We start from the raw sequence: 21,476 nt of genomic DNA, 5'->3' as shown, positions 1-21,476 counted from the left end.
TCCGCGCGGGCGGCGCGCGTGCGCCGCGGTGTGAAGGAATGCGGCGCCGGCGGGCGCCGCATGTGTTTGAAAAGGCCCGCCGTGCGGCGATGCGGCCGGGGGGCGGACATGCCGGCGATGCATCCGCCGGACGGCCGGACGGCCAGCGGCATCCACGCCACGGCGCGAGCGGTATCGCGAGCGCGGCGGCAGGCGGCAGGCGGCAGGCGGCTCAGGATCCCGCCGGCCGGCCCAGCGCGCCAGCCGTGGCCAGTGCCGGGGCAACTTGGCGTAGACTGGCGCCTTTCTAGTGGCCGGCCGGGCGGCCGGGCGACGCGACGAACGATGCGCCACCGCCTTCGCCGGACCAGCTGCGTGCCGGCGGGCCGCGATCGCGCACCGCCCGGTTTTCATCGAACAAGTATGGCGAGATTCTTCAGGCAACACCCGACCCTGCCGGGGTTCGGACTCAGTTTTGGCGTCAGCAGCTTGTTCATCTCGCTGGTGATCCTGTTCCCCATCGCCGCGCTGCTGGCCTACACCAGCGAGATGACGGCCGGGCAGTACTGGCAGGCGATCACCGATCCACGCGTGCTGGCCAGCTATCGCGTGACGCTGCTCGGGGCCCTGCTGTCCACCATCGTGGTCGTGCTGTTCGGCCTGCTGCTGGCTTGGATCCTGGTGCGCTATCGCTTCCCGGGCCGGCTATTCCTGGATTCGCTGGTCGACCTGCCCTTCGCGCTGCCCACCGCCGTGGCCGGCCTGACGCTGTCGGTGCTGCTGGGGCCGAACGGCTGGATCGGCCAGTGGCTCGCCCTGGCGGACATCAAGATCTCTTATGCCTTTCCCGGCCTGGTGTCGGCCATGATCTTCACCAGCCTGCCCTTTGTCGTGCGCTCGGTGCAGCCCGTGCTGGAGGAAATCGGCCCGGAGTATGAAGAAGCGGCGCATACGCTGGGCGCGACCGATCGCCAGACCGTATGGCGGGTGCTGCTGCCGGCGCTGACGCCCGCGCTGTTCACCGGCGCTTCGCAGGCATTCATCCGCAGCCTGGGCGAGTTCGGGGCGGTGGTGATGATCGCCGGCAACATCCCTTTCAAGACCGAGATCACCTCGCTGATGATCTTCGTGCGCGTCTCCGAATTCGACTACCCGGCGGCTTCGGCCATCGCCACGGTGGTGCTGGCCGCCTCGCTGCTGCTGCTGTTCGCGCTGCACGTGCTGCAGGGACGCCTGCTGCCGTGGCAACGGCCGGGCCGTTGAAAGGGCAAACCGAGAAGGCGGATCCAGGATGGACAGGACATCGATGCCCAAACGACCGAAGAACTGGCGCCAGTGGGCGCTGATCGCCATCGGCATCATCGGCGCCTTCATGCTGCTGGTGCTGCCGATGGCATTGATCTTCCAGCAGGCGCTGTCCGCCGGTTGGCAGGCGCTGCTGGACAATCTGCGCGACGAAGAGATGCGGCACGCGATCTGGCTGACGCTGCTGGCCGCGGTCCTGACGGTACCGATCAATGTGGCGTTCGGCATCCTGCTGGCCTGGTGCGTCACGCGCTACGATTTCCGCGGCAAGCAGATCCTGACCACCCTGGTCGATATCCCGTACGCGACCTCGCCGGTGGTGGCGGGCCTGTGCTATCTGGTGGTGTACGGCATGGAAAGCGTGGTGGGCGGCTGGCTCAGCCAGCACGATATCCAGCTGATGTTCGCCTGGCCCGGCATCGTGATGGTCACGGTGTTCGTGACCTCGCCCTTCGTGGCGCGCATCCTGATCCCGCTGATGCAGGCGCAGGGTTCGGACGAGGAATACGCCGCCCTGACCCTGGGGGCGAACGGCTGGCAGATTTTTCGCCGCATCACCTTGCCCAACATCAAATGGGCGCTGCTGTACGGCACCATCATCACCAACGCCCGCGCGGTGGGCGAGTTCGGCGCGGTCTCGGTGGTGTCGGGGGCCATCCGCGGCAAGACGGTGACGCTGCCCCTGCTGATCGAGCAATTGAACGACGATTACAAGACCGTGGGCGCGTTTACCGCCGCGGCCTTGCTGGCCTGCATGGCGCTGCTGACCCTGGTGGTGAAGACGGCGATGGAATGGAGCCAGCGCGTGACCGTGCGCGGGCCGGCGCACTGAAGGCCGCCTTGCCGCACTGATGGCCGGCCTTGCCGCACTGATGGCCGCCTTGGGGCACGGAAGGCCATCTTGCCGCGCGGATGGCCGCCTTGCCGCGTTGTAGGCCGCCTTGCCGCGCCGCGCGGCCCCGGCTCAACCCCCCCGCCGGGCGGGAAGCCTGCGCTTGCGCCACAGCTGCAGGCCCAGGAAGGCGACGATGGCTACGTTGAACAGCACCACCGCCGCCGCCAGCAGGCCGGGCCGGTGCAACAGATGGCGCAGCTCGAAAGGAATGTAGATGGCGCCCGACAAGGCGCCCAGCCATTCCCCCCAGGCACGGTCCCACCACAGGCCATAGGCCTCTATCAAACGCAGCGCGACATAGGCCAGGGCCAGCGCCACCAGCGCCCGCACGCTGGTGTCCTGCAGCACGGTGGCGTAGTGCAGGATCTCTTCCGGATAATGCGCGCCCGGATTCAGCCCGAAATGGCCGATCAGCACGGTCACGATGTGGCGCAGGTCGTGGTGCAGCAAGCTCAGCAACCCGATGCTGGCCGCCAATGCGCCGATACCCTTGGCGGCTTCCACCAGGGCGATCAGGCGCTGCGCGCGCTGATGCGGCGCCAGATGGCCCCGCGGGGCGGAGCTGGAAGCGAAACGCGGATCGTGGACGCTCATGGCGGGGTGGTATCCGTAGCGGAGTTCGAATGCATGGCGAAGCGAAGACACACGGCGGCGGCGCCGGCCGCCGTGCCGGCCCCGATCAGGCGGCGCCGGCCTGCAGGCGCGCCAGCTGGGGGAACATCTGCCGGCGCGCGTCCTCGTCCATCTCCTTCTTGAAGGTGTAGCGCGTCTTCAGGGCCTCGGCCGCCACGCCGGCGGGACGCGCGCCGATCTCGTCCAGCAGCCGCTTGACGTTGGGGAAGCGCGACCAGGCCGCCTCGCCGCCGAAGATGGTGGGGATCATGCGCGCCCAGCCCCACATTGCCATATCGGCGATGGTGTAGGTGTCGCCCAGCAGGTAGGGACGCCCGGCCAGGCGCTGGTCCAGGATGCGCCAGTGGCGTTCGGCCTCGAAATCGTAGCGGTTCAGCGCGGCGGCATTGGGTTCCGGCGTAAAGACGCGGAAGTACACCGCTTGCCCGGAATACGGGCCCACGCCGGTGGCGATGAACATCAGCCAGGACAGCAACTGCGCGCGGTCCGCCGAGCCGGCCGCGCCCGGCGGCAGGAAGCGCCCGGTCTTTTCCGCCAGGTAAATCAGGATGGCGTTGCTGTCGAAGATGGTGGCGTCGCCGTCCACCAGCGCCGGCACCTTGGCGTTGGGATTGATGGCGACGTAGTCGGGACGATGCTGGTCGCCCTTGCGCATGTCCACGGGCACGGTTTCGTAGGCCAGCCCCAGCTCTTCCAGCAGCAGGGCGACCTTCATGGGATTGGGACCGGGATTGAAATAGAACTTGATCATGCCTGGGATGTCCTCGATGGAGCCGGCGGCGCATCGCCGGCGGCGCGGCGCGATGCCGCGACGTCCGGGTCCGCCGGGGAATGGCCGCGCCGCCGTCCCCGCCATACTGGCAAGGGACCGGGCCGGGAAGGCACACTAGCATAGCGGCTTTCCGCGCCCCCGTCGGCCATGGGAAAATCGCCCCCGGGGTATTTATAGAGGACCGCACCATGCCTTCTTTCGACGTCGTTTCCGAAGTGGACAAGCACGAACTGAGCAATGCCGTCGACCAGGCCAATCGCGAACTGGCGACGCGTTTCGACTTCAAGGGCACCGATGCCAAGTTCGAGCTGGAGGAGTTCATCGTCACGCAGTCCGCGCCGTCGGCCTTCCAGTTGAAGCAGATGCTGGACATCCTGCGCGGCCGCCTGACCGCGCGCGGCATAGACCCGCGCAGCATGGATCCGGCCGATCCGGTGGTGAACCTGGGCGGCGCGCGCCAGAAGGTCACCATCAAACAGGGCATAGAACAGCCCGTTGCCAAGAAACTGGTGGCGGCCATCAAGGACGCCAAGCTCAAGGTGGAAACGCAGATCAACGGCGACAAGCTGCGCGTCACGGGCAAGAAGCGCGACGACCTGCAAACCGTGATCGCCTTGCTGCGCAAGACCGACGTGGACCTGCCGCTGCAATTCCAGAACTTCCGCGACTAGCCGCGCGCGGCGCCCGCGCGCCGCAAGCCCGCCTGCCTGGCCCGGCCGCAAGCAGCGGGACGGTCGGAGCCAGGCAGCCCAGGCCTGGGCCCGGTCCTGCACCGGCCCCAGGCCTTTCTTTTTTGGGGCCGGTCTGGTCCGTAGTTACTTGCAATCCGATAGTTACGTGGCTAGAATCACTTTCACTTCGAAAGTGACTATGCCATGGCCCCTACCGATTTCGCCGACATGCCCTGTCCCATCGCCCGCGCCCTTGCGCGCGTGGGCGAACGCTGGAGCATGCTGATCCTGCGGGACGCCTTCCAGGGCCTGACGCGCTTCGACGAGTTCCGCAAGAGCCTGGATATCGCGCCCAACATCCTGACGCGCCGCCTGGCGGAACTGGTGCGCGACGGCATGCTGGAGAAGCGGGTGTACTCGCGCCGTCCCACGCGCCACGAGTACATCCTGACGGCCGCGGCGCACGACTTCCGTCCGGTGATGCTGGCCATGATCGCCTGGGGCAACCGCCAGTTTTCGCCGGAAGGCCCGGCCATGATGCTGGTCGCGCGCGACACCGGCGCGCCCATCGAACAGCGCTGGGTGGACACCTCGACGGGCCGCGCCCTGGGCCCGGGCGAATACACCGTGGTCGCCGGACCGGGCGCGACGCCACGCGCCCGCTACCGCATGGCCTACGCGGCGCGCAAGCGGCAGGGCCAGGGCGATGGCGAGCGCTTCGACCCCGACGGATACCGCGACGAAATCCCCGACGCACACGCGGCCGCCACGCGGACGCGCCCCGCCGCCCGCAAAGCCCGCACCGCGCGCTGACACGCCCCGCGGCCCCATCCACCCTTCCCCCGACCGAACCGAGACCGACATGCCTCCCCCCACCGCCGACGCGGCAGCGCCGCCCCTTGCACCCGCCTCCAGCGCGCCGCGCGTCCGCAACGGGCGCCGCCGGCTCTACCTGGCGGCGGGCATCGTCGCCGTCCTGGCCGCGGCCTGGTACGGGCATTACTGGTGGACGGAAGCGCGCTTCATCGAGGACACCGACGACGCCTATGTCGGCGGCGACATCACCGTGCTGGGCACCAAAGTGCCGGGCTACATCGCGCAGGTCGCCGCCGGCGACAACCAATCCGTGCGCGCGGGCGACCTGGTGGTCAAGCTGGACGACCGCGACTATCGCGCCGCGCTGGAGAAGGCAGAGGGCACGGTGGCCGCGCAGCAGGCGTTGCTGGCCAACCTGGACGCCAACCGCCGGCTGCAGGAGGCGATGATCCTGCAGGCGCGCGCCGGCGTGGCGGCGGCCGAAGCGGAAACCGTGCGCACGCGGCAGGACCAGGCACGCTACAAATCGCTGTCGGCGAATGCCGCGGTATCCGTGCAAAGCTGGCAGAAAGCCGACTCCGACTACAAGCAGGCGGTGGCCAGCCAGCAAAAGGCGGAAGCGGCCCTGGTGGCGGCGCAGCGCGAGCTGGACGTGATCGACACGCGGAAAGGCCAGGCCCGCGCTGCGCTGGCCCAGGCGCTGGCGGAGCGCGAGCAGGCCCGCCTGAATCTTTCCTATACCGAGGTGCGCGCGCCCATGGACGGCACCGTGGGCAACCGGCGCGCGCGCCAGGGCGCCTACGCGCCGGCCGGCACGCAGTTGCTGTCCCTGGTGCCTGCCGCCGGCCTGTGGGTGGACGCCAACTTCAAGGAAAGCCAGCTGGCCCGCATGGCCCCCGGCCAGCGCGCCACCATCGTCGCCGACATCATGCCGGATCGCGTCTTCCATGGCCGCGTCGCCAGCCTGGCGCCGGCGACCGGGGCGCAATTCAGCGTCCTGCCGCCGGAGAACGCCACCGGCAACTTCACCAAGATCGTGCAGCGCGTGCCGGTGCGCATCGTGCTGGACGAAGAAGACGCGCGCCTGGGCCTGCTGCGCCCCGGTTTGTCCGTGCGCGCGGAAGTCGACGAACGGACGCATCCATGAGAGGCATCGCGGGCGGCGCCCGGCCGCCGATGCCGTCGCGCGGCGGCGGGCTGCGCGTGCCCGCCGACATGTCGGTCGGCGAGAAAGTCTTTGCCTTCTCCACGATGTGCATGGGCATGTTCATCGCGCTGCTGGACATCCAGATCGTCTCGGCATCGCTGAAGGACATCGGCGGCGGCCTGTCGGCCGGCGTGGACGAAACCGTGTGGGTGCAGACCGCCTACCTGATCGCGGAAATCATCGTCATCCCGCTGTCCGGCTGGCTGGCGCGGGTCATGTCCACCCGCTGGCTGTTCGCCGCGTCGGCGGCCGGCTTTACGGTGGCCAGCCTGCTGTGCGGCTGGGCGTGGAACATCCAGAGCATGATCGCCTTTCGCGCGCTGCAGGGCTTCCTGGGCGGCTCGATGATCCCGCTGGTCTTTACCACCGCCTTCGCCTTCTTTGCCGGGCCGCAGCGCGTGCTGGCGGCGGCGACGGTGGGCGGCCTGGCGTCGCTGGCGCCCACGCTGGGGCCGACGGTGGGCGGCTGGATCACCGATCACTATTCCTGGCACTGGCTGTTCTTCGTGAATCTGGTGCCGGGGCTGTTCGTAACCATCATGGTGCCCTTGTTCGTGCGGATCGACAGCCCCGAGCCGTCGCTGTTGCGCGGCGCGGACTATCCCGGCATCGCCTTGCTGGCCGTTTTCCTGGGCTGCCTGGAATACACGCTGGAAGAGGGCCCGCGCTGGGACTGGCTGAACGATCCCACCATCCTGGCCACCGCCTGGGTGTCCGGCCTGGCCGGCGTCGGCTTCATATGGCGAACCCTGACCTATGCGCAGCCCATCGTGGACCTGCGCGCGCTGAAAGACCGCAATTTCGCACTGGGCTGCCTGTTCTCGTTCGTCAGCGGGGTAGGGATATTCGCCACCATCTACCTGACGCCGCTGTTCCTGGGCCACGTGCGGGGCTATAGCGCGCTGCAGATCGGCACGGCGATATTTTCCACGGGGGCATTCCAGATCCTGTCCATCCCGCTGTACACCATGCTGGCCAACCGCGTGGACCTGCGCTGGCTGTTGATGGCGGGGCTGGCCTGCTTCGCATTCTCGATGTGGAACTTCGTACCGATCACGCACGATTGGGGCAGCGCCGAACTGCTGCTGCCGCAGGCCTTCCGCGGCATGGCGCAACAGTTCGCGGTGGCGCCCACGGTGACGTTGACCCTGGGCAGCCTGCCGCCCGCGCGCCTGAAGCTGGCGTCGGGCCTGTTCAACCTGATGCGCAACCTGGGCGGCGCCATCGGCATCGCCTTGTGCGCGACCATCCTGAACGACCGCACCAACCTGCACTTCTACCGCATGGCCGAGCACCTGAATACCAGCAACGAAGCCATGAACGAGGCGCTGGCGCGCATGACGGCGCAGGCCGCCGGCTGGTCGGCCGAACCGGCCACGGCGGGGCTGGCGCGCCTGTGGGGCCTGGCCTACCGGGAGGCCCAGACGCTGGCCTATTCGGATGCCTTCCTGGCCATCATGGCGGGCTTTGTCGTGGCCACGGCGCTGGTGCCGCTGATGCGCAAGGTACAGCCGCCCAAGGCGCCTTCGGCCGACGCGCACTAGCGCGTTGCCGCGGGGACGGCAGGCGCGCGCGGCATGGCGCGGGCCGCGCCGGGCCCGGGGAAGCCGCGCGACGCAGGAACATGCTTATCGACGCTGACACCCACGCACGTCGTTCGCGGTACCTCGTGCTTTCCCATCCCAGCGCCTGCCGGCGCCGCCCTGGTGCCGGCCCCCGATCCCGGAGCAGGCACCCCCATGCCCATCGATGGATACGGCAGCAGCACGCCGCCCCTTGGCCTTGCCGACGCAACCCCTTCGCGGCGCGGCGCCGCCAGCACCTTGCCCATGACGGCCAGGGCGGGCGACAGCCGCCGCGCATCCGCCGCCGGCCAGCGCCCCCCGGCCGGCGGCGGACTGGGGTACTCGATCCGCTATTTCCTGGCCGGCAAGACGCAGCGGGCCGCCATGCGCGCCGCAAGATCCGAAAGCTGCCTGGCCGAAGCCGTGCGGACCTTCGCCGTCCAATGGGGCCGGCGCCGGATCGACGATGTGCCGGCGCGCGAAGGCGCGCGCTTGCTGCGTGCCGTCTGCAACCATGCGCTGTCCTGTGCCGCCGACGCGCGGGAACAGGACGTGGGGGGAATCGCCCGGCGCAGCCTGGCCCAGCTCAAAGACCCGGACGGGCTCTCGCTGCTGTACAACGACCTGGCCGCGCGCGGCGCGGATACCCGCGCGCTGGCCGAAAGCCAGCCCGCCGGCCTGCGGCAGACGGCCCACGCCGTGCTCGATACGCTGGAACAGGCGCTGGCCGACACCCTGGCGGAATGGATAGGCACTCCTTTGTTCGGGCGCCTGCTCAGGATCGGCGGCCGCGACGGGTCGGCGGCCGCCCAGGTGCGCGCCACGCTGGAACAGCTGCAGGGCGTGGGGCTTTGGCTGTCCTCGCCGCGGCGTCCCGCCGCGCAGGTGCTGGCGCGCATGCTGGATATCCTGACCGATAGCGAACTGGGACAGTTGACGGCCCAGGCCTGGCCGGAACTGGCATCGCAGGCGGAAGCCGGCGGCATCGCGCCGGCCGGACTCGATGCCGCCATGGCCTTTCTGCAAGCCTGCGATGGCGAAGCCCTGCAACTCTGGCGTGACGCGCTGCAACGGCAGCTGGACGACCGCGAGCGCGTGACCGCGGGACAGGCCACGCGGGCATTCGGCCGGGTCGGCAATCTGCAGCGGCTGGGCGAGTGCATGCGCGCCGCATACCGCGAGCTCAACCTGCAGGCGTTGACGCTCAGCGGCTTCCTGCCCAACCCGACCCTGCTGCAAGCGCGCATACGCGCCGAGACGCTGGCCCTGGTCATGCAGAACCTGCCGGAAAGCTGGCGCCTGGCCGGCCTCCGCGCCTTGTCCGCGCAGGACCTGTCCGCGATCAAATCCACGCTGACCAGGCCGGCGCACCGGCCATCCAGCGACGCGTCGGTGGATGCCACGCTGGAAGCGGCCCAGGCCGATATGCTGGCGGCGCACCGCCGCGCGGTAGAGGGCGCCCTGGCCGACCTGCACGAATCGATCGCCAGACGGGACCGGACGGTGGCGGCGACGCGCCTGGGCGCACTGGGTGTGGCGGTGACCGAACTCGACGTGGCGCGGCGCGCCTTCCGCATGGCCATGCCGGCGGACCTGGCCGAGTCGCTGCGCCACGTGGTGTCATGCATGCGAAGCCTGCTGCCGCGGCAGTCTCGCGCCCGCCGGGATGACGCCCTTGGCCTGGCGGAACCGGCGGATACCCCCCATGCCCTGCATCGACTTTCGGATGCGGAGCTGGGCGCGCTGCGCGCCGCACGGCAGCCGCTGGCGCCGTTCGGCATGCTGGTGGACAAAACCGCCTTGAAGCAGGAGATCCAGGCCCGCCGCGGCATCCCCCCGGCCGTGCACGCGGCCATGGACGGTTTGCTGGACACACTGATGGACGCCGATGCCGACGCCGCGGAGACCCACGCCGGCCTGCGCGACGTGGCCGGCCTGCTGGTCGGCCTGAACGCGCGCCGGGCGGCCATGGGCGAGGACATTTCCGCCGAGAACAATGCCGAGCTGGCCGCCGAGGCCGTGCGGCAGGCGCTGGATCGCGCCATGGGCCGCGACCCTGCTCCCACGCAGGATCGCTGGGCGCACCTGCTGGCGCGCCGCGATCTGACGGGGCAGGCCATGGACGCGGTCGTGGAAGGCCTGGCGCAATGGAGCGCCAGGCAGCCCGGGGATGAAGCCGCGCGCCTGGACGCCTGCACGTCGCGCGTCATCATGGCGTGGCGCGTGGAGCGGTATCTGTACGGCGCCGTGCACGAGGCAGGGCTTGCGCCGGATGCCGGCCCGAACCGCGCCCACGGCGACGCCGCGGACGATGGCCTGGACGATGCCCGGCGTGCGGCGCTGGCGGGCCAGTTCGGCATGGATTGCGATGCCGCGGGGCGCACCGTCCGTCCCTGCATGACACGCGCGCTGCACCGCCTGTTCGAGCAGCATCTGGCCGCGCCGTCCGTCGCGGACACGGCGCAACCGCGCGCCGTCAGGCTGTACGCCGGCGATGGCGCGCCGTCCTGGTTTTCCGTCGGCGAGCGCTTTCGCCGCGACATGCTGGAACGGCCCGGCATGTCCCTGCGCGTGGAAGGCATCAGCGCGCAAGGCGCGGGCGTGCGCAGCGCCGTCTTTCCCGCCGGCCTGGAGGGCACGGCGCGCCTGGAAGCGATGGGCCTTGCCCTGCATGCGCTGCGCGAGCTGGCCGGCGCGGCATTGCCGGCCATGACCCGATGGCTGCACGGCGGCATCGCGCAGGCCTTCGCCGCCGCGCTTGACGCGACGCCTGGCGGCTACCTGCTGCGCTTGCCGGATGGGTCGCTCGCGACCATGCCGCCCATCGCCCCGGACACCGCGCATATGCGGGTGCGGCGCGAGGCCGACGGGCGGTTCAGCCTGGAAACCGTACTGGCCTGGATGGAGATCGGCCGGCTGCCCCTGGTCCCGGGCCAATGGACGCCACGCGCCTTCATGGCAAGGCTGGATGCCGGGCGCAGCCACGTCACCGCCCGCTTCGTGCTGGCGATGGATGCGGGCGGCGCGGTGACGGGCCTGGGCGAGACCGTGGACATCCGCTATAGGCTGGTCCCCCTACAATGATGCGCGACACCATCACGCGACACAGGGAGCCCGCGGTGAAACTATCGGACATTCCTTTCGGCACGACCGACTGGGCAACCATCGAGCCCACCGAACATCCCGGTACGACCGGCAAGGCCCTGTGGCGCACGCGCCAGTTCGGCGACGTCCGCGTGCGCATGGTCGAATACACGCCCGGCTACCTGGCGGATCACTGGTGCAGCAAGGGGCATATCCTGCTGTGCATGGCGGGGTCGCTGGATACGGAACTGGAAGACGGCCGCAGCTTTACCCTGCGGCCCGGCATGAGCTACCAGGTGGCCGATGCCGCCGAGGCGCACCGGTCCTCCACGGCCACCGGCGCGACCTTGTTCATCGTCGACTAAGGCCATCCCGCCGCGCTGGGCCGGGCTGCCCCGGCGGCGCCGCGCACCCGGGCACGAAACCGGGACCTGGACTGGAACCGGGCGCGCCGCCGGCTGCGGCCGCCATGCGCCTAGCCGGGAAAATCCGTCCCCACGCCCACGTCGCGCCAGGACTCGATCTGCGCCAGCCGCTCCTTGAGCTTGTCCGTCACCGCCTTCATGCCGAAGGCGCCCAGGACCAGATGCCGCGGCGCCTGCTCGACCTCGGTGATATGGATCATGGCCTGTGCCGCCCGGTCGGGGTCGCCGATCTGCTTGCCGCTGTTCTCGCGCGTGGCCTGCATGCGCCGCGCGGCGCTTTCCGCATAATCGGCGATGCGGGTCGGCGTCTGCCGCAGCGAACGGCCGGCCCAGTCGGTGCGAAAGGGGCCCGGCTCCACGCAGGTCACCTGTATCCCGAGCGGCGCGGCTTCCGCCGCCAGCGCATCGGAAAAGCCTTCCACCGCATGCTTGGAGGCCGCGTAATACGCCGAGCCCTGGAAGCCCACCAGGCCCGCCACCGACGTGATGTTGATGATGTGCCCGCGCCGCCGTTCCCGCATGCCCGGCAGCACGGCGCGCGTCAGGGCGAACAGGCCGAAGACGTTGGCGTCGAACTGCGCGCGGATCTCGGCCTCCACGCCCTCTTCCACCGTGGCCTGGTAGCCGTAGCCGGCGTTGTTGACCAGCACATCGATGCGGCCGAAGCGCTGCTGGGCGGCCCCCACCGACGCCGCGATGGCCGACGGATCGGTCACATCCAGGGCCAGCGCCAGCACGCGATCGGGCGCCGCGGCCGCCAGGTCCTGGATACGGGCGGGCTCGCGCGCGGTCGCCACGACGCGCCAACCGCGCGCGATGACGGCCTGGGCCAGGGCGCGGCCGAAGCCCGTGGAGCAGCCGGTGATGAACCAGACGGGGGAAGAAGGCGGTGCGGACGACATGGCGGGATCTCCTGGCGGTGCCGCGCGCAGGCGGCGAACCGGTCAAGGCTAGCGCAGGCGCGCGGCCGGTCGCAACCGCGCGCCCCATCCGCCACGCCAGGCCAGCGGAACGTCAGCGAGTCTCCGCCAACTCGCCGTACGCGTCCCGCGCCGCGGCCTCGCTGATCTTGCCGTCCAGCAGGTCGCGCCGCAGGCGTTCCGGGGCGCGCAGCGCGGGCGCGCCGTATCCGCCGCCGCCGGGGGTTTCGATGCGCACGCTTTCGCCGGCGTCCAGCACGATGTTGGCGGTCTTGGAGAACAGCTCTTCCTGCCGCGCCGTGCCGTGGTTGCGCACCAGGCGGGCGCGGCGCCCGTCCAGGCCGCCGTCCACGCCGGTGGCCACGCCCACGGTGTGGCTGTCCGAGCGGGCCGAGAAGACGATGCCGGGCACCAGCGCGCGGATCTGCTTGGCGATCGCCAAGCCGCCGCGCGTGCGGCCGGCGCCGCCCGAATCCGGGATCATGGCGTATTCGTCCATCAGCAGGGGATATTCGTTTTCCAGGGCCTCCACGGGCAGGTTGGAGGTATTCGTCATGTGGACGTGGATGGCGTCCATGCCGTCGCTGTCGTAGCGCGCGCCGGCGCCGCCGCCCAGCGTTTCCAGGTACACGAACTGCCCCGGCCGCGTGGCCCATTTGCCGGAGAACACGATGGCCGGGCAGCAGTCGTTGCCGGACGCCATGATTTTCTCCGGCGGCAACAATCCCCGGAAAGCGCCGAAGATCGCGCCCGCGACCTTCTGTGCCGTGATGGAACGGGCGCCCACCGCCGCGGGGTGTTCGGGGTTGGTGATCGTGCCCAGCGGCGCATGCACTTCGATGGGTTCGAACAGGCCGGCGTTGGGCGCGATGTCCGGATCCAGCAGGGCCTTCACGGCGTAGTACACCGAGGCGCGCAAGGCGTTCACCGGCAGGTTCATCGCCCCGCGCGCCTGCCGTCCGGAGCCCGTGAAATCGAAATGCAGGCGGTCCGGGTGTACCGTCAGCGTCACCTGGATGCGCACCGGGTCGCCGCCCAGCCCATCGTCGTCCAGGTCGGAATGAAAGGTGTAGCTGCCCTGCTTCAGCTCGGCGATGCGGTTCAGCAGGCGGCGGCGAGTGTAGCGGATGACGTCGTCCACCGATTGCAGCACCGCCTCCAGGCCCATCTGGCGGATCAGGCCCTGCATGGCGGCGGCACCGCGGCGGTTGGTGGCCATCTGCACGCGCAGGTCCAGCAGGCGCTCCTCCGGATCGCGGGTGTTGGCGCAGATCAGGTTGAGCAGGTCGTCATCCATGACGCCGGCGCGCGCGATGCGCGTGACCGGGATGCGGATGCCCTCCGCGAAGATGGAATTCAGGCCGCCCGCGATGGAGCCCGGCACCGGCCCGCCGACGTCGGAGTGGTGCGCGATATTGGCCGCGAAAAAGCACAGGCGCCCTTCCCAGAAAACCGGCGTGACGATATTGATATCCGGCAGGTGGCTGCCATTGGCCAGGTAGGGATCGTTGCAGATGAAGATATCGCCCTCGGCGATGCCGTCCACCGGATGGCGTTCCAGGATGGCCTGCATGGCGCCGTCCAGCGAACCCAGGTGCAGGGGAATCTGCGTGCCCTGCGCGACCAGTCGGCCGCGGGCATCGAACAGCGCCACCGAGCAGTCCTTGCGCTCCTTGATGTTCGTGGAGAACGAGGCGCGCACCAGCGTGTTGTTCATGTCTTCCGTAATCGACAGCAGCCGGTTGCAGAAGACTTCCATGCCGATGGGATCGGCCAGGGTGTCGTCCGTGCGGGTGGGTTCAGCCATTTGCGTTGCCTTGCAGGGTGATGATGAGATTGCCGTAATCGTCCACCACGGCATGCTGGCCGACGCCGATCACGGTGGTGGAGCTCATTTCCTCGACCAGGGCCGGGCCCTGGAAGGACACGCCGGTGGGCAGGCGCCCGCGGTCGTAGACCGGCGATTCCAGCCAGCCATGGGCGGCGCCGAAGTAGGCGTCGCGGGCGCCGATGCGGGCTTCCGCCACGCTGCCGCGCACGGTGCGCGGCGACAGCGGCGCCTTGATGACCTGGCCGGTGGCCTGCACGCGGCAATTGATGATCTGGATGGCGCGGTCGTCCACGTCGTAGCCGTATTCGCGCATATGGGCCTGGGCGAAGCGCGACAGGAATTCCTGGAAGCCGCTGGCGCCGGTGTCGTCCAGCGGCACCTGCACCTCGAAGTTCTGGCCTTCATAGCGCGCGTCGATGGCGCAATGCGCGGCGCGCAGCGCGGGCGCCACCCCCTCGGCCGCCAGCCACTCGTCGGCCTGCTGGCGCAGCGCATCGAATATCGCCGCCACGCGGGTCCAGTTGTCCGGCGTGGCCAGCGCGATCTCGCTGCGCACGAAATCGAAGGAGATGTCGCTGAGCAGGATGCCGCGCGCGCACATGGTGCCCGGCTCCTGCGGCACGATGACGCGCGGGATGCCGCATTCCTGCGCCACTTCCACCGCGTGCAGGGGACCCGCGCCGCCGAAGGCGAACAGGGCGAAGCGCGAAAGGTCGTAGCCGCGTTCGGTGGAAACGGCGCGGATGGCGCGGCTCATGTTGGCGGTGGCGATGCGCAGGATGCCTTCGGCGGCGTCCTCGATGCCCAGGCCCAAGGGGCGGGCCACCTTGTCCTGGATGACCTGGCGCGCGGCCTCGGCATGCACCGGCATGCGGCCATTCAGCAGCGATACCGGATTCAGGCGCTGCAGCACGATCTCGGCATCGGTAATGGTAGGCTCCTGGCCGCCGCGGCCGTAGCCGACCGGGCCCGGCACCGCGCCGGCGCTGTGCGGGCCGACCTTCAGCGCGCCGGCATCGTCCATCCAGGCGATGCTGCCGCCGCCCGCGCCGATCACATGGATATCCACCATGGGCGTCTTGACCGGATAGCCGGCCACGTGGCGGTGCGAGGTGAACAGCGGCTTGCCCTCCACGATGAGCGATACGTCGGTGCTGGTGCCGCCCACGTCGAACGTGACGAGGTTGGGACTGCCTATCACACGGCCCACGGCGGCGGCGCCCACCACGCCGGCGGCGGGCCCGGACAGGCAGGTACGCACCGGGAACTGGCGCACGCTGGCGATAGACATCAGGCCGCCGTTGGAATGCACGGTATGCGGTTCGTGCGCGATGCCCAGTTCGCGCACGCGCAGCAGGAAGCGCTCCAGGTAGCCGGCCATGCGCGGACCCACGGCCGCGTTCAGCACGGTGGTGGACAGCCTTTCGTATTCGCGGAACTCGGGCAGCACTTCGCTGGAAAGGCTGATGTAGGCGTCCGGCATTTCCTGCGCGACGATCTCTCGCGCCCGTTGTTCGTGCACCGGATTGCGGTAGGAATGCAGGAAGCAGATGGTGACTGCGCCGATGCCGTGCTGCCTGAAGTAGCGGGCCGCCTCGCGCACCGCCTGTTCGTCCAGCGGCTCGCGGACTTCGCCGGTGGCCTGCACGCGCTCGGCGACTTCGATGCGGAACTGGCGCGGCACGGCCACGGGCGGCTTGCCGACGCCGTAGTCGTACAGATGCGGGCGCGTCTGGCGGCCGATTTCGAGCACGTCCCGAAAGCCGCGCGTGGTGATCAGGCCGACCTGCGCGCCCTTGCGCTCGATGATCAGGTTGGTGGCGACCGTGGTGCCATGCCCGACGTGGGACACCTGCGACGGCGCGACGCCGTGCATCTCCAGCAGCCCGGCGATCCCCGTGGCGATGGCGCGCGAGGGATCGTCCGGCGTGGAGGGCACCTTGTGGAAATGCACCACGCCCGCGCTTTCGTCGATCATGGTGAAGTCGGTAAACGTCCCGCCGACGTCTATGCCGATCCGGTACATATCGTTGTCTTCCTGAAAAGAGTCAAATCCGGCGCGGATGCCGCGCCGCCCATCCCGTACGCGGCCTAGTCGAGCTTGATCTTGGCCTGCTGGACGACCTTGCACCACTTGGCGTTGTCGTCCTTGATCATGGCGGCGAAGGCGTCGCCGCTTACCGAGGAAACCTGCGAGCCCGTGCTTTCCAGGTACTGCTTCATCTCCGGACCGTTCTGCACCGCCACGATGGCCTGGCTCAGGCGCGTGGCGATATCGGCGGGGAGGTGCGCGGGCGCGAACATGCCGAACCAGACGATGGCCTCGAAGCCCGGATAGCCGGATTCGGCCACGGTGGGCACGTCCGGCAGCATGGGGCTGCGCTGGGCCGACGTGACGGCCAGCGCGCGCAGCTTGCCTTCCTTGATGTAGGGGTAGGACGTCATGATGACGTCCATCATCATGTCCACCTGTCCACCCAGCAGGTCGATCAGCGCCGGCCCCGATCCGCGGTAGGGAACGTGGGTCATGGAGATGCCGGCCGCGCTGGTGAAGAAGGCGGACGCCAGGTGGTTGGAGGTCCCCGGCCCGTTGGACGCATAGGTGTAGCGGCCCGGATCCTTCTTGGCCAGGGCCACGAAGGACTGCAGGTCCTGCGCCGGCACCTTGCCGTTGTTGATCACGATGACGTTGGGGATGGTCGCCACCACCGCCAGGGGCGTGAAGTCCTTGGTCGCGTTGTACGGCAGGCTGGGATAGATGCAGGGCGCGCTGCCGTGCGTGCTGACCGAGCCCATCAGGATGGTGTAGCCGTCCGCCGGCTGGCGCGCGACGTAGTCCGTTCCCACCGTGCCGCCGGCGCCCGGCCGGTTCTCGACGATGACATTGGCGCCCAGCTTCTTGCTCAGGCCTTCCGCCAGCTTGCGGGCGATCAGGTCCGTCGACCCGCCCGCCGCGAAGGGCACCACCATGCGCACGATCTTGTCGTTGGGCCAGGCCGCCAGGGCCGACGCGCTGGACAGCGCCATCGCCGTCGCCGCCACGACCCCGCAGAACCTGCCTAGCATGCTCGCTTTCATGTCTTTATTCCCCTTGTCCATGAAGGCCCGGTAGCGGCTCGTGGTCCGCGATGATCCGGGCGGATGTGTGTTGCAGGGGAAATCCTAGGGCGGGCGCGGGTTCGACGGCAGGCGTTTCCATTTATAGTCCCATCAACCACATTGATACTGTCTGCGGCATGAAATACCCGGACCTGAACCTGCTCATCCATTTCGACGCCCTGATGACCCTGCGCAGCGTCTCGCGGGCGGCCGAGCAGGTGGGCGTGAGCCAGCCGGCCATGAGCGCGGCGCTGAGCCGGCTGCGCAAACTGTTCAACGACCCGCTGCTGGTGCGCGAGGGCACGCTGTGGCAGCCCACGCCGCAAGCCCTGGCGCTGCACATGGAATTCCAGCCGCTGCTGGCGCGCTGGCAACACGCCACCGGGCCGCGCGAAGCTTTCGATCCGGCGGCCACGGCGCGCACCTTCACGCTGTACGCCACCGACTACATGCAGTTCACCCTGATGCCCCGCGTGCTGCCGGCCCTGGCCCGGGACGCGCCCCACTTGCACCTGCGCGTCATGCCCGCCCGCCTGCAGCACGGGCTGAGCATGCTGGACACCAATCATGTCGAGCTGCTGGCGGGCTACTTTCCCAACCCCGCCCAGAACCTGCGCGCGCGCTTCCTGTACGAAGAGCCGGCGGTCTGCATCGTGCGCGAACAGCATCCCTGCCTGCGCCGCTGGAACCTGGACGCCTACCTGCGCTATCCCCACGTCGACCTGGCCGCGCATACCGGCCACTTCAGCAGCGCCATCGACCGCACGCTGCTGGCCCTGGGGCGGCGCCGCAGGGTGGCCGCCACCTTGTCCAGCTATCTGGTCGGGCCCCACGTGGTGGCCGGCTCGGACCTGATCTGCACCGTGCCCATGAGCGTCGCCAAGGCGGCCGCGCGGCCCTTGCGGCTGGCCTTGCTGGACGTGCCCCTGAAGCTGCCCACGCTATCGGTCTCGCTGTACTGGCACGAGCGCCACCAGGAAGACGCGGGCCACGGATGGCTGCGGCAATACATCGCCGAACATGCCGCGCTGCCATGACGGCGCGGCGATCGCCGGCCTGGCATGCGCCGGTCTCCACCGGGTGTATCGCCGGCCCGGACCACGGGCGTGGCGGCAGCGGCGGGAACCGCCTGCCCGGGTCGATCCCGCCCGGCGGACAGTCATGCTCATCCATGGTCAAGGCCCCGCCAGCCACCGGGCCGACCCTGGGACTGTAGGCTGCTCAACCGGGTGCCTGCGCTTTCCCGGCATTAAGGATAGACTTGCCCCTGTATCCCTCCCATGCCGGCCGGTCCGGTGCCGCGCAGGCAGGGATGCCCGACGCGGCGCGACCCAGGCCGCACCACGAAGGGCCCAGAGAGCGCCATGGATCCCCAGAATTCGCAGAAACCCCCGACCTCGTCCCTGCAAGCCCTTGCCGCCGACCGCCGTGCCGAACTGATGTTGCGCGCGATCCGCGACTACGCCATCTACCTGCTGGATCGCGACGGCTATATCGTCAGCTGGAATACCGGCGCGGAGCGGTTCAAGGGCTACACGGCCGAGGAAATCATCGGCCAGCATTTTTCCCGCTTCTACACCGAGGAAGACCGCCGCGACGGCCTGCCGGCGCGCGCGCTGCGCATGGCCGCCGAAAACGGCCTGTACGAGGCCGAAGGCTGGCGCGTGCGCAAGGACGGCACCCGCTTCTGGACCAGCGTGGTGATCGATCCCGTCTACGACGACCAGGGCGAACTGGTGGGGTATGCCAAGGTCACGCGCGACATCAGCGACAAAAAGCGCGCGCAGGAGGAACTGTTCGCCGCCGAACAGCGCTTCCGCCTGCTGGTCCAGGGCGTGCGCGACTACGCCATCTTCATGCTGGACGCGCAGGGCCGGATCACCAACTGGAACGCCGGCGCGCAGGCGATCAAGGGCTACACGGCCAACGAGATCATCGGCCAGCATTTCTCGGTCTTCTACACCCCGGAGGACCGCGAACGCGGCGAGCCGGCGCGGTCGCTGGATACCGCCCTGCGCGAGGGCCGCTTCCTGGGCGAAGGCTGGCGCATGCGCAAGGACGGCACGCGATTCTGGGCCAGCGTGGTGCTGGACCCCATCCGCGACGAGCGCGGCAACTTCATCGGTTTCGCCAAGATCACGCGCGACGTGACCGAGCGCCGCGAGGCCCAGCTGGCCCTGGACCGCAGCCGCGATGCCCTGAACCAGGCGCAGAAGATGGAAGCCATCGGCCGCATCACCGGCGGCGTGGCGCACGACTTCAACAATCTGCTGACCATCATCCGTTCTTCCGCCGAGCTGCTGCGCCGCCCGGGCTTGTCGGAGGAAAAGCGCGCCCGCTATATCGGCGCGATCTCCGACACCGCCACCAAGGCCGCGCAGCTGACCCGCCAGCTGCTGGCGTTCGCGCGCAAGCAGCCCCTGATGCCGGAGGTCTTCCACGTGGCCGCCCGGCTGCGCGGCATGGAAGAAATCATCCGCACGTCGCTGGGCTCGCCGGTCAAGCTGCATTTCGATCTGCCGGAAGGCCTGCGCCCCATCGAAGCCGATCCCAACCAGTTCGAAACCGCCATCCTGAACATGGTGATCAACGCCCGCGACGCGATGCCGCGCGGCGGCCACCTGACCATCCGCGCGCGCCAGGCCGACCATATCCCGCCCGTGCGCAGCCATGCCGGCGCCAGCGGCGACTTTGTCGCCGTCTCGGTCACCGACACCGGCACGGGCATCGAACCCGGCACGCTGACCCGCATCTTCGAGCCCTTTTTCACGACCAAGGCCGTCAACAAGGGCACCGGCCTGGGACTCAGCCAGGCCTACGGTTTCGCCAAGCAGTCGGGCGGCGAGATCTCGGTGGAAACGCGCATGGGCGAAGGCTCCACCTTCACGCTCTTCCTGCCCTGCGGCAAGGCCGAGGCCGTACCGGAACAACATCCCGGCGCGCCCATCGCGATCGAATCCAGCCGCCGGCCCATGTCCGTCCTGCTGGTCGAAGACAACGACACCGTCGGCCGCTTCGCGCTGGGGCTGCTGCATGAAATGGGACTGACCGCGCACTGGGCCACCGACGGGCAATCCGCGCTGTCCCTGCTCAATGCGCGCAACGGCCGTTTCGACCTGGTGTTTTCCGACGTCGTCATGCCGGGCATGAGCGGCATCGAGCTGGCCTCCGCGGTGCGCCGCCGCTGGCCGTCGCTGCGCGTGGTGCTGACCAGCGGCTATAGCCACGTGCTGGCGGAACAGGGCACCCACGGCTTCGAGTTCCTGGCCAAGCCGTATTCCGCCGAGGCCCTGGTGAAGATGCTGGGGCTGGACCATCCTTCGGGCACGGCGCCGGACAGGCCCGCTTCCCGGGCCTGAGGCGGGACCCTCCCACGGCGCGGCCTTGTCCGGCCGCATATGGGGGCCGGCCGCCGATGCGATGGCCGGCGCAGGCACAGGCACAGGCGCTTCAGGCCAGCACCAGCTCCACGCCGGCGCGGCGCCAGCGCCGCATTTCGTCCTCGAAACCCGGGTCCGCGTGGGCGTTGGTGACGATACGGTTGACGTCCTCCGGACTGGCATAGCGTACCCGGCTCACCACGCCCACCTTGCTGTAGTCGGCCAGCAGCACGCGCTCTCCGGCCTGGGCGGCCATCGCCTGCGCGACGGCGGCTTCGTCATGGGCATAGCTGGTGGCGCCGTGCGTGGCGCTGAGCCCCACGGGCGACAGCAGCGCCAGGTCCGCGTGGTAGCGGCGGATCTCGTTGATGGTGCCGCTGCCGTAGGTGGCCGGCACATCGCCATGCGGCGTGCCGCCCAGCAGGATGACTTCATGGCGCGGGGATTCCGCGGTGCCGGCGCGCCGCGCCAGCGTCATGGCGATACCCAGCGAATTCGTGATGACCGTCAGGCCGGCCAGGCCGCAAAGCGCTTCGGCCAGGTAGCCGGTGGTCGTGCCGGCATCCAGCATGATGACCTGCCCCGGCGCCAGCATCGGCAACACGGCGCGGGCGATGGCGCGCTTCTCGCGCGCCCGTATGTGCTGGCGTTGCGCGAAGGGCGGCTCGGCATGCGCGGCCGTCGCCACCACGCCGCCATGCACGCGCCGCAGCGCGCCCTGCGCTTCCAGTTCCAGGATGTCGCGACGCACGGTTTCGCGCGAGACGGACAACTCGCGCGCCAGGCGCTCGGTACTCATGCGCACGAAGGCGCCGAGCAAGGCCTGGATACGGGCGATGCGTTCTTCCTGCAGCATGTCGGCTCTGGTTGGTGGTGGATGGCGCGCGCCGGGAT

Annotated in this window: 17 protein-coding genes; 10 read left to right on the top strand and 7 right to left on the bottom strand. The window is 69.5% G+C overall.

The window, feature by feature from the left end; all coding sequences use genetic code 11:
• The first annotated feature begins 402 nt into the window (after positions 1–402).
• On the top strand, positions 403–1,242 hold the full coding sequence (gene cysT / locus BAU06_RS01560; RefSeq protein ID WP_066343533.1) for a sulfate ABC transporter permease subunit CysT: 840 nt from the start codon (positions 403–405) through the stop codon (positions 1,240–1,242).
• A gap of 43 nt (positions 1,243–1,285) precedes the next feature.
• On the top strand, positions 1,286–2,116 hold the full coding sequence (gene cysW / locus BAU06_RS01555; protein WP_066343520.1) for a sulfate ABC transporter permease subunit CysW: 831 nt from the start codon (positions 1,286–1,288) through the stop codon (positions 2,114–2,116).
• Positions 2,117–2,248: 132 nt separating this feature from the next.
• Here cysW and BAU06_RS01550 read toward each other — a convergent pair whose 3' ends face one another.
• Together BAU06_RS01550 and BAU06_RS01545 are read right to left on the bottom strand one after the other, a co-directional pair.
• A complete protein-coding gene (locus BAU06_RS01550; RefSeq protein ID WP_082993471.1) occupies positions 2,249–2,773 on the bottom strand; it encodes a DUF2127 domain-containing protein in 525 nt (174 codons plus the stop codon).
• Positions 2,774–2,858: 85 nt separating this feature from the next.
• Positions 2,859–3,563 carry a glutathione S-transferase family protein gene (locus BAU06_RS01545; RefSeq protein WP_066343518.1) on the bottom strand — a complete coding sequence of 235 codons (705 nt, stop codon included), beginning with the start codon at positions 3,561–3,563 and terminating at the stop codon, positions 2,859–2,861.
• 209 nt (positions 3,564–3,772) lie between these two features.
• Here BAU06_RS01545 and BAU06_RS01540 point away from each other — a divergent pair, with 209 nt between their 5' ends.
• The 6 genes from BAU06_RS01540 to BAU06_RS01515 all read left to right on the top strand — a co-directional run bounded on the left by BAU06_RS01540 (position 3,773) and on the right by BAU06_RS01515 (position 11,292).
• A complete protein-coding gene (locus tag BAU06_RS01540) occupies positions 3,773–4,255 on the top strand; it encodes a YajQ family cyclic di-GMP-binding protein (protein WP_066343515.1) in 483 nt (160 codons plus the stop codon).
• A 204-nt stretch (positions 4,256–4,459) separates the two neighbouring features.
• The gene (locus tag BAU06_RS01535; protein ID WP_066343511.1) at positions 4,460–5,068 is read left to right on the top strand and encodes a winged helix-turn-helix transcriptional regulator; all 609 of its coding nucleotides are present in this window, start codon (positions 4,460–4,462) and stop codon (positions 5,066–5,068) included.
• Between the two features lie 49 nt (positions 5,069–5,117).
• Entirely contained in the window at positions 5,118–6,218 is a 1,101-nt protein-coding gene (locus BAU06_RS01530) for an HlyD family secretion protein (RefSeq protein WP_066343505.1), read from the top strand.
• Positions 6,219–6,247: 29 nt separating this feature from the next.
• A complete protein-coding gene (locus BAU06_RS01525; RefSeq protein ID WP_066343502.1) occupies positions 6,248–7,822 on the top strand; it encodes a DHA2 family efflux MFS transporter permease subunit in 1,575 nt (524 codons plus the stop codon).
• Positions 7,823–8,017: 195 nt separating this feature from the next.
• Positions 8,018–10,927: a hypothetical protein gene (locus tag BAU06_RS01520; RefSeq protein WP_066343498.1), complete on the top strand. Its 2,910-nt coding sequence runs from the start codon at positions 8,018–8,020 to the stop codon at positions 10,925–10,927.
• A 35-nt stretch (positions 10,928–10,962) separates the two neighbouring features.
• Complete coding sequence (locus BAU06_RS01515; RefSeq protein WP_066357664.1) at positions 10,963–11,292, top strand: DHCW motif cupin fold protein; 330 nt, start codon at positions 10,963–10,965, stop codon at positions 11,290–11,292.
• 110 nt (positions 11,293–11,402) lie between these two features.
• Here the strand turns inward: BAU06_RS01515 and BAU06_RS01510 are convergent, their stop codons facing one another.
• The 4 genes from BAU06_RS01510 to BAU06_RS01495 all read right to left on the bottom strand — a co-directional run bounded on the left by BAU06_RS01510 (position 11,403) and on the right by BAU06_RS01495 (position 17,181).
• The gene (locus BAU06_RS01510; protein WP_066343492.1) at positions 11,403–12,254 is read right to left on the bottom strand and encodes an oxidoreductase; all 852 of its coding nucleotides are present in this window, start codon (positions 12,252–12,254) and stop codon (positions 11,403–11,405) included.
• Positions 12,255–12,366: 112 nt separating this feature from the next.
• Positions 12,367–14,079, bottom strand: a complete 1,713-nt coding sequence (locus BAU06_RS01505) for a hydantoinase B/oxoprolinase family protein (RefSeq protein WP_066343485.1) — start codon at positions 14,077–14,079, stop codon at positions 12,367–12,369.
• Positions 14,072–16,129, bottom strand: a complete 2,058-nt coding sequence (locus BAU06_RS01500) for a hydantoinase/oxoprolinase family protein (protein WP_066343483.1) — start codon at positions 16,127–16,129, stop codon at positions 14,072–14,074. Before BAU06_RS01500 ends, BAU06_RS01505 begins: the two co-directional genes overlap by 8 nt.
• 65 nt (positions 16,130–16,194) lie before the next feature.
• Positions 16,195–17,181 (bottom strand): Bug family tripartite tricarboxylate transporter substrate binding protein, encoded by a 987-nt coding sequence (locus BAU06_RS01495; RefSeq protein ID WP_066343480.1) that lies wholly within the window; start codon positions 17,179–17,181, stop codon positions 16,195–16,197.
• Positions 17,182–17,339: 158 nt separating this feature from the next.
• Between BAU06_RS01495 and BAU06_RS01490 the strand changes: the two genes are divergently transcribed.
• On the top strand, positions 17,340–18,239 hold the full coding sequence (locus tag BAU06_RS01490) for a LysR family transcriptional regulator (RefSeq protein ID WP_197509406.1): 900 nt from the start codon (positions 17,340–17,342) through the stop codon (positions 18,237–18,239).
• A gap of 327 nt (positions 18,240–18,566) precedes the next feature.
• Positions 18,567–20,561: a hybrid sensor histidine kinase/response regulator gene (locus BAU06_RS01485; RefSeq protein ID WP_066343476.1), complete on the top strand. Its 1,995-nt coding sequence runs from the start codon at positions 18,567–18,569 to the stop codon at positions 20,559–20,561.
• Between the two features lie 91 nt (positions 20,562–20,652).
• On the opposite strand, the gene BAU06_RS01480 is transcribed toward BAU06_RS01485, so the two are convergent.
• Positions 20,653–21,438 carry a DeoR/GlpR family DNA-binding transcription regulator gene (locus tag BAU06_RS01480; RefSeq protein WP_066343468.1) on the bottom strand — a complete coding sequence of 262 codons (786 nt, stop codon included), beginning with the start codon at positions 21,436–21,438 and terminating at the stop codon, positions 20,653–20,655.
• Positions 21,439–21,476 lie beyond the last annotated feature (38 nt).

The sequence above is a fragment of the Bordetella bronchialis genome (assembly GCF_001676705.1).
Taxonomy (GTDB): domain Bacteria; phylum Pseudomonadota; class Gammaproteobacteria; order Burkholderiales; family Burkholderiaceae_B; genus Bordetella_C; species Bordetella_C bronchialis.
Note: the sequence above shows the minus strand (reverse complement) of the source record. Positions and strands in the feature narration are given on the sequence as shown.

Coding starts and splice junctions, on each gene's coding strand:
- cysT (WP_066343533.1), top strand. CDS start 403: ATGGCGAGATTCTTCAGGCAACACCCGACCCTGCCGGGGTTCGGACTC.
- cysW (WP_066343520.1), top strand. CDS start 1,286: ATGCCCAAACGACCGAAGAACTGGCGCCAGTGGGCGCTGATCGCCATC.
- BAU06_RS01550 (WP_082993471.1), bottom strand. CDS start 2,773: ATGAGCGTCCACGATCCGCGTTTCGCTTCCAGCTCCGCCCCGCGGGGC.
- BAU06_RS01545 (WP_066343518.1), bottom strand. CDS start 3,563: ATGATCAAGTTCTATTTCAATCCCGGTCCCAATCCCATGAAGGTCGCC.
- BAU06_RS01540 (WP_066343515.1), top strand. CDS start 3,773: ATGCCTTCTTTCGACGTCGTTTCCGAAGTGGACAAGCACGAACTGAGC.
- BAU06_RS01535 (WP_066343511.1), top strand. CDS start 4,460: ATGGCCCCTACCGATTTCGCCGACATGCCCTGTCCCATCGCCCGCGCC.
- BAU06_RS01530 (WP_066343505.1), top strand. CDS start 5,118: ATGCCTCCCCCCACCGCCGACGCGGCAGCGCCGCCCCTTGCACCCGCC.
- BAU06_RS01525 (WP_066343502.1), top strand. CDS start 6,248: ATGCCGTCGCGCGGCGGCGGGCTGCGCGTGCCCGCCGACATGTCGGTC.
- BAU06_RS01520 (WP_066343498.1), top strand. CDS start 8,018: ATGCCCATCGATGGATACGGCAGCAGCACGCCGCCCCTTGGCCTTGCC.
- BAU06_RS01510 (WP_066343492.1), bottom strand. CDS start 12,254: ATGTCGTCCGCACCGCCTTCTTCCCCCGTCTGGTTCATCACCGGCTGC.
- BAU06_RS01505 (WP_066343485.1), bottom strand. CDS start 14,079: ATGGCTGAACCCACCCGCACGGACGACACCCTGGCCGATCCCATCGGC.
- BAU06_RS01500 (WP_066343483.1), bottom strand. CDS start 16,129: ATGTACCGGATCGGCATAGACGTCGGCGGGACGTTTACCGACTTCACC.
- BAU06_RS01495 (WP_066343480.1), bottom strand. CDS start 17,181: ATGAAAGCGAGCATGCTAGGCAGGTTCTGCGGGGTCGTGGCGGCGACG.
- BAU06_RS01490 (WP_197509406.1), top strand. CDS start 17,340: ATGAAATACCCGGACCTGAACCTGCTCATCCATTTCGACGCCCTGATG.
- BAU06_RS01485 (WP_066343476.1), top strand. CDS start 18,567: ATGGATCCCCAGAATTCGCAGAAACCCCCGACCTCGTCCCTGCAAGCC.
- BAU06_RS01480 (WP_066343468.1), bottom strand. CDS start 21,438: ATGCTGCAGGAAGAACGCATCGCCCGTATCCAGGCCTTGCTCGGCGCC.